The sequence below is a fragment of the Exiguobacterium sp. TNDT2 genome, from assembly GCF_003331145.1.
In the GTDB taxonomy this organism is placed as follows: Bacteria; Bacillota; Bacilli; order Exiguobacteriales; family Exiguobacteriaceae; genus Exiguobacterium.
In genome coordinates this window covers 71,845-79,223 of sequence record NZ_QLVE01000007.1, presented here as the reverse complement: position 1 = coordinate 79,223, position 7,379 = coordinate 71,845, and the positions used below count along the sequence as shown (strand labels likewise).

The window sequence follows — 7,379 nt, the reverse complement described above, 5'->3', positions numbered from 1 at the left end:
GAAAATGGACGCTTATTCTCGCAGTACAACAGGATGCAAGACAGGGTGTTCCGATTTCCGAGTTGATCAGACGTCACCATATCGATCCAAAGACGTGCCGTAGATACCTAGAGATGACAGAGCCACCAAGAATCAATCGGTCATATCGACGACACAGCGCAGACATCTATAAGAGAGATATCGTCAGATGGATCCGCCAAGGCAGGACGACCGAATGGATGTACCGGACGTTGAAACGGAAAGGATATCTCCGTGGAATCAGTACGTTTCGACCATATGTGGCAAGATTGAAAAAAGCAGTCCCACACGAGATTAACATCAATCGACGAATCATCCAGAAAGTCCTCTGAGAGGACGAGCCTTCTAACAAACCACTTCTCATAAAGATACTGGACATTCACCCTTTCTTGAAGGTATTGAACGAGCTCGTCCGTTCGTTCAAGAATCTTTTCAACGAAGGGACGTCTGAACAGGATACCTTATGGTGGTGTGAACAGGTAGAACGGATGAACGAAACTCCACTAGCCTCTTTCGCAACCTATATACGAGGGGACATCGACGCCATCCGGCTCGGGATGACGCTACCCTGGTCGAACGGCATGGTCGAGGGACAGGTCAACCGGCTCAAGACGATCAAACGCCAAATGTATGGTCGGGCAGGATTGGAGCTGATGCGCATCAAAATATTGAATGTCACTTGAGGATCGTTGTTCTACTAAAATATGAATCGATGTCTACACAACCACAGGCAAGAAGCGTTTCATCAAAAGTGAGGAGGAACCATTTTAACAGCGTTGATTACACTGGAAGGATTGACATAAAAGAAGAAACCATTGTACAGGAGGTTATGAAGAATGGTAAAAAACATTACCATTATACCAGCAAGTACAAACAAGATGTTCCATCCAGAACAGTTCGATCCCCCGAAAAAGAAAATGGCAGCGTATTGCCGAGTGTCGACAGACCAATTAGAACAGTTATCAAGCTATGAAGCCCAAGTTGAATATTATACAACTTAAATTACCAACCACGCCGATTATGAACCAGCTGGAATATATGCGGATGAGGGAATATCGGGAACGAATACGAAAAAGCGGGGACAGTTCAACAAAATGATTAAAGATTGCAAGGCTGGCAAAATAGATATGATTATTACAAAATCGATATTAAGGTTTGCAAGAAACACGTTGGATTACCTAAATTATGTAAGGCAGCTAAAGGACTTGGGAATTGGGGTTATTTTTGAGAAAGAAAAAATTAATACGTTAGATGCCAAGGGTGAGGTTTTGTTAAGTATCCTTTCAAGCCTTGCCCAAGATGAAAGTAGATCTATTTCGGAGAACTCTATCTGGGAGATCCGGCGACGGTTTGAACAAGGGAAAGCAGCAGTTAATCATACAAAATTCCTTGGTTATGACAAAGATGAAGATGGCAACCTTATCATTAATGAAAATCAAGCTAAAATAGTTAGAAGGATTTATAAAGACTTATAAAGACTATCTAGATGGAAAAGGCCCAAATAGGATAGCAAGAGAGCGTGAGGAAGAGGGTGTTCCAAACTGGAACGGCAAAGCCAAATGGTATGAAAGCAGCATAAGGAAAATGCTTAGTAATGAAAAGTATAAAGGTGATGCTCTTCTTCAGAAGACTTATACGGTCGACTTCCTGACGAAAAAGAGAGTACAAAATACTGGCCAAATTCCAAGATACTATGTTGAAGAAAGTCATCCAGCAATAATCCCAAAGGGTATGTGGGAAACGGTATAGCTAGAGATGGAGAGAAGGCGAGCCTTTGCAGAGAAATATGAGATTGTAAAAGTTGATTATGCTATGATTGATAATCCTTTTGCAGGAAGAGTTATATGTGGTCATTGTGGCAGCCCCTTCGGAAGAAAGGTTTGGAACTCTACAGATGAAACTCTTAGAAGGAAAATATGGAGATGCAACAAAAAATATACCAATAAAGGTGAAAAGAGCTGTGGGAATAAACATATTGATGATAGAACTTTATACCAAGCATTTATAGATATATTTTACGCCATCTTAGAAAACAAAGAGCACTTTATAAATAAGTGGAGACAGCAAGGTGGCGACGATCTCCTACAAAAATATAAAATAGAACAGTTTACTGAACTTTTTAGAGAAGCTATTCTATTATCAAAGTTTGATATAGATTTATATTTTAAACTCATTGAAAAGATGACAGTGGTTAATGGAGAAAAAAATAATTGTGACTTTGTTGGATGGCACAGAAGTTGAATGCCAAATTGGATATAAAGGCTTGGAATAATATCCAAGCCTTTGAACTAATTAATATTGTACAATCTTTTAAGATTACCATGGTAAATCATCATCAAAATCAATGAATTCTGGTGGTGGTTCAAATAAAGTTGTTATTAGTTGGGGCGTTGCTTGTGTTGGTCGGCCATCTCCGCAACTTGGACATATAACATACCATTTTCTGCGACTTTCCACTTGTAGATGGTAGTTATTCATGTGTTTTACAAGTTTATGACGATTAGAGCGGCAGTGTACCTTCACCCAGAATTCATTACATGTTTTGCATGTGTAATAGTATTTTGGATATCCTCCTTGAGTTAGGAGTTGACGCTCATGTACTCCTTCAGCATCTCCACAATTCCAACATACTTTATGCTCGCAGAGATGGTATTCCATAATCAAACGGAACCAATTTTTAAAAACATAGGTTTTAGAGGGTATCATATAAATGGAACCGTACTTATGTGCCTTCTCATTACTTAAACTTGTGTTAAAAAGCGCTTCATTATACATGACATGGTATGGGTTATACTTATCTTCGGAGTTTTCAGAAATTGTTATATCAGAGTGTATAATACCGGATGCAAGTATGGGGGCTTGCCACTTTGAATCAATTGGCTGCATGTTTCCGTATTTATTAATTGCAATATCAATAATATCCTCTGACCACTGTTCTATTCCCTGTGAATTATAGTTTCGATATTTTGCATCTAAAACAACAATCCCCATAGACCTATTATTCTTTTTAAATTTCAGAACGAAGTCTGGTGTAAGGTATTGGCTAAAGGGTAAATCTATTTTTGGCTCATAATAGAGTTCAACTTGCCAATGTTGCCAAGAAAGTGTAACAGAGAAATTTTGGAGTCCTTTTTGATTTCCAATGAGTAAGTAGTCATCTAGGCAGGTAGTTACATCCTTATAACCATCTAACCTCCAGCCCATTTCCTTAGTTAATAGGTGTAAAATTTTATAAAGTGTCCAAACTTCGAAAATATGTTCTACTTTTCCTGTGCTAATCTGTCGTTGATGCTGTTCTACATATAATGATGCGGAAAGCTCATGCTTAATATGTTTGACTGCTTGCCATGCTACTCGGTAAGTTGGATTATGCAAAAATACTTGAGTTGGTCTTATTGGGAGTCGTTCATTTAAATCAAGTGATGAAAATAGAGGCAACTCCAATAAACGCTGTGCGGTTTCTCTCAACTCATCAAATTCCTCAGCAGCACTATGAATCTCTTCTTTATATTTGGTAAGTGCTTGGAGTTTCTCGAGTTGCTTTAAACGCATAAACGCTTCTTCACTTTGGTCTGCACCATGCATCATAACCGGTAATTCGTTATCTAAAAAAGCTAGGAGAGAATCTCTATCTACCGGAACTAGTATTTCGTTACCGTTTACGTGAATACTAGAAATATGCACAAAGTCAAATGTATAATTGTAATAATTATCAAGTCTTGGAGTGGCAACTGCATCAACACCATTTGGTTGTGGTCTCACAAATCCACGAATATAAATGGTTCTAGGTCGATGCTCTGACTGTATTTGTGCTTCTTCACAGAAAGCCTTATAAAATCTTATTTGGGACTGTACATGATTACTACCAAGTTGGATTGTACCAAAATGGCTATTTGGGACCTGGGGTATTCGGCCAAAAGCAGTCTCGATAGCATAGTTTCTTATCCTTAATTGTTGTTCACGTCTATCATACTTTAATTGTGCTCTCATTCCCTGAACTGATTGATGATGAAAATAGTGATTACTATTCGTAAATATGCCATTCATCTCAAGTGTTAGTTCAATATATTGGGTATCAAGTACTCTATTTGGATTTGCGTTAAAGTTCGCTGTAGCTTTAATATTTTCTCGAATACTGCTTTCTTCATCTAAGTAACGTTGCATATCCTGTATTAACTTACTATGTATTCTGTTGCATCTGTTTATATCCTCTATTTTATCAACAGAACCAAGTAATCTTTGAATTTCTAAATCACTTTTACGGAAATGCATTTCACGTTCATTTATTACATTACGTAGTAGAGACTTTGTTGTAATTTCATTTGAACCCATTGCAGCAGCATATCGAATTAAATCTCCCAATAGTTGTTTTATTAGCTTATTCTCATACGTAGCGACCATAGGTATGAGAGATCGACTTCGATAATTTGGTTTTCCAGGATTCATATATTGTTCAATTTCCATACGAAGGTCTAAGCGTCCGTGGCTCTCAGGCTTTTTCTTCGTTGTTTGCAATTCTAGTACTGTATGTGGGCTAGCATTAATCTGTTTAATTGCAGTTGTTAGTTTTTTTAATTGTTCCTGTAGTTCCATCACAACTTTATTTGAACTAATTGCAACTTTGGCAACATTTCGGTCATCTCGTACAAAATCCTCCCGGATTCTGTATAAATCAGCGATCATTTCTTCATAATCCTCAATTGGTAAGGAGGATGGAACAAAGTGGATGACAGAAAAATTGTCAGATTGACCATTTGCTATACAGTTTAACTTCGCTGTTCCTGCATTTGTGAGTCCAGTTAAAATACTAGATTCTTCATAAAGATAATAGTTCTTACGCTTCTTATTTGAAAAAAGGGTTGGTTCAAACCAAATATTCTTGTCGGAATGATAAACAAAATCATGACTAGATTTTTCGTCAGGTGAAATAATAGAAACTTTTTCAACATTATTTTCCTTATCAACGAAGCGAACACCAATTTGTCGCATGAAATTTTCATTTTGGTTGCGATAATGGTTTGGAATAACCCACTCTTCTTTATTTTTTCTTGCAATTTTATCGCCAATATCTATAGATTTTATCGGTAGCAGTTTTTGGTTTGGTTTTACGCTATGATCATACCTCACCTTGATCATGAATAACTGTACATACATGCCTTATCAACTCCAATATGAGTATAAGCCAGTTTGTTCAAATCTTTGCTGCATTTTTTCGAGTTTTCGCTTACTCAATAATTCATCTTTTACATGAAGCTCAACAACTTCTATTAATCTTGTAATTAGTTGTGCATCATCTACCATTTCGTGAATCCTAGGTAAAAGTTTCATTATGGTAATATCATCCGCTAGTTGTTTATTAGAAATTCCTAAGTTTTTTGCAGCTACGTAGTACAATAAAATATGTCTTTCTACACGTTCATTATATTCGATATGCCAGTTTTTAAGTTCTTGTTGTATATCATTTACTGCTTCACGTAATTGATTAGAAATTATTGGTGTTTCGGCTGCATTGGCTGTAAAGTACTGCGCAGAAATATCGTACTGTCCAATTTCTGAAACAGATGCTACTTTTTCATTTTCCTGACGAAAAAGGGGGATGATAAAGCTACGATCAATTACTTTTGGGCTCAGAGCTTGTACAGCACCATCCACATTCATTGTTCCTATAATACGAACATTTTGAGGAATACTAGGAGCTGGTGCGTATCGTTTCAAATTTTCAAATCTAGTAACCATCTCATAATGTGCTAACGAATCCATTTGAATCTTTATTAAGGCTTCATCAATTTCTAGTGTTTTTTCTTGAGACATTCTTTGAACGAACCATTTTATTTCATTCATATTTTGTTCGTATTCAAAATCACTGTATAAACGAAGCTTTCCATCTTCTAATTCCCTTATACTAAGTACGTCAGCTAAATAGTATTCAATCTGTGCAAGGTTCATTTCATCTAAACAAATAAAGTATAGCTGGTCCTCATTTTGCTTCGCTTCGATAAGACAATCTAAAAATGCAGAAGGTACATATAATTTTCTAATAGGATTATAAAAGCCAAGTAAATCTTGTTTATCAGTCCAGCTTGGCTGAACCGGAATTATTTCATACTTTGCATTAATAATCGACGCGAGCTGCTTCACAATTGTTGTCTTTCCAGTACCTGAAGAACCAGACAAGATAATCATTTGCTCTGTCATTAGTGCTAGTAATAGCTGACGTAATGTTTTTTCCTCATAATGATAGCCACGAGCACTAAGTTGTGATTGTATTCCTTTTAGTAATTCAGAAAGTGTTTCCGGTGTATCAAGAAATGATTCTTCTGTTTCTTCCAGTTGGTCTTCAGATTGTTTGTCAAATACAAAACCTAATTGTTCTAGTTTTTGCTGAAGTGAATATAGGTTTTGTTTTGTTTTATCTAAACGATCCTTCTGCCTTTCCATATCCAATAGTTGTTTTTTGTTTTCGTCTAATTTTGAATTAAGATTCTTTATATCATTTTCAATTTTACTTTTTATAATATTAGCGGCATCAATAAAACGACTTTCTCTGTCTTTATATAGAAATGACTTTGCTAAAGCGATAATACCTAAGTCCTCTTTTTTCATTCCTATTAAATCAAATATTTCATCAGAATCTTCAATTTGATAGACTTCATTATAGGTGGTATTAAATATATTTCCTTTTTTTATCTCATTGTCAAATTCAGTGAGTGTAACTTTTGCAGCCACTAATATACCGTCCTCATAGTACCTTTCCTTGCCCTTTGTTCGGCAAAAAATAGATTGTGGACGGCTAAAATTACTAAAAATTTGAGATTCTAAAACTACACCTGTATATGGGTTAATCAATTGTTCAATAAAGAAAAATGGTTTTTCTTCAAAAGGATTCCTTACACGTCCAATAAGCCAGAAATCTTCTAACTGTGCTCTTTCCAATACGTATGCCTCTCTATTATCAGACAATAATTTTGCGAACGCTTCTATAGTAATAGCCTCAATCATCTATAAGCCCCCATTAAAATATTTATAATTCGATTTTATCATAAATAACCATACCAATTTCCTACATATGGTGGTAGTGGCTGGCCAAAAAAACCACCAAATTACATAGCATTTAGGTATGATGGAAAGCTCCAATCAATCCACTACTTAGAAGGATATGATGTTTCAACTAATCCACACAATAATATAGCTGAAATGCCGGATAGGGAATGGGAACCACACTTTATTTATTCCCTAGGTCCTGCGATCAAGCCGTCAAAAGAAGTCAAGACGGGAAAGATTTATCCAAGTGGTCGAGTGTGGTGTCATTTAGATATATTACTTACATGCGATACAATTTCAGATGCCAGAGACATTACGAA

8 protein-coding genes are annotated in these 7,379 nt (G+C 36.3%); 6 read left to right on the top strand and 2 right to left on the bottom strand.

Annotated features, from left to right (window positions below; all coding sequences use genetic code 11):
- From DPV68_RS14845 to DPV68_RS14960, 6 genes are all read left to right on the top strand, one after another.
- Positions 1 to 350 (top strand): hypothetical protein (locus tag DPV68_RS14845; protein ID WP_370447066.1); only part of this gene is annotated, 350 nt, incomplete at its 5' end.
- 30 nt (positions 351 to 380) lie between these two features.
- Positions 381 to 701 (top strand): transposase, encoded by a 321-nt coding sequence (locus tag DPV68_RS06200; protein ID WP_114165920.1) that lies wholly within the window; start codon positions 381 to 383, stop codon positions 699 to 701.
- Between the two features lie 153 nt (positions 702 to 854).
- On the top strand, positions 855 to 1,019 hold the full coding sequence (locus DPV68_RS15055; RefSeq protein ID WP_232819521.1) for a hypothetical protein: 165 nt from the start codon (positions 855 to 857) through the stop codon (positions 1,017 to 1,019).
- On the top strand, positions 1,020 to 1,493 hold the full coding sequence (locus DPV68_RS15050) for a recombinase family protein (RefSeq protein WP_332908962.1): 474 nt from the start codon (positions 1,020 to 1,022) through the stop codon (positions 1,491 to 1,493).
- The gene (locus DPV68_RS15045) at positions 1,480 to 1,767 is read left to right on the top strand and encodes a recombinase family protein (RefSeq protein WP_370447067.1); all 288 of its coding nucleotides are present in this window, start codon (positions 1,480 to 1,482) and stop codon (positions 1,765 to 1,767) included. Before DPV68_RS15050 ends, DPV68_RS15045 begins: the two co-directional genes overlap by 14 nt.
- A gap of 6 nt (positions 1,768 to 1,773) precedes the next feature.
- Positions 1,774 to 2,259, top strand: a complete 486-nt coding sequence (locus tag DPV68_RS14960; protein ID WP_198662259.1) for a recombinase zinc ribbon domain-containing protein — start codon at positions 1,774 to 1,776, stop codon at positions 2,257 to 2,259.
- Positions 2,260 to 2,334: 75 nt separating this feature from the next.
- Here the strand turns inward: DPV68_RS14960 and DPV68_RS06190 are convergent, their stop codons facing one another.
- Entirely contained in the window at positions 2,335 to 5,172 is a 2,838-nt protein-coding gene (locus DPV68_RS06190; RefSeq protein ID WP_114165919.1) for a nuclease domain-containing protein, read from the bottom strand.
- A gap of 6 nt (positions 5,173 to 5,178) precedes the next feature.
- Entirely contained in the window at positions 5,179 to 7,017 is a 1,839-nt protein-coding gene (locus tag DPV68_RS06185) for an AAA family ATPase (protein ID WP_114165918.1), read from the bottom strand.
- Between the last annotated feature and the right edge of the window lie 362 nt (positions 7,018 to 7,379).

Bases quoted from the DNA above. Each gene is read 5' to 3' on its own strand.
- DPV68_RS15055 (WP_232819521.1), top strand. From the start codon at position 855: ATGGTAAAAAACATTACCATTATACCAGCAAGTACAAACAAGATGTTC.
- DPV68_RS14960 (WP_198662259.1), top strand. From the start codon at position 1,774: ATGGAGAGAAGGCGAGCCTTTGCAGAGAAATATGAGATTGTAAAAGTT.
- DPV68_RS06190 (WP_114165919.1), bottom strand. From the start codon at position 5,172: ATGTATGTACAGTTATTCATGATCAAGGTGAGGTATGATCATAGCGTA.
- DPV68_RS06185 (WP_114165918.1), bottom strand. From the start codon at position 7,017: ATGATTGAGGCTATTACTATAGAAGCGTTCGCAAAATTATTGTCTGAT.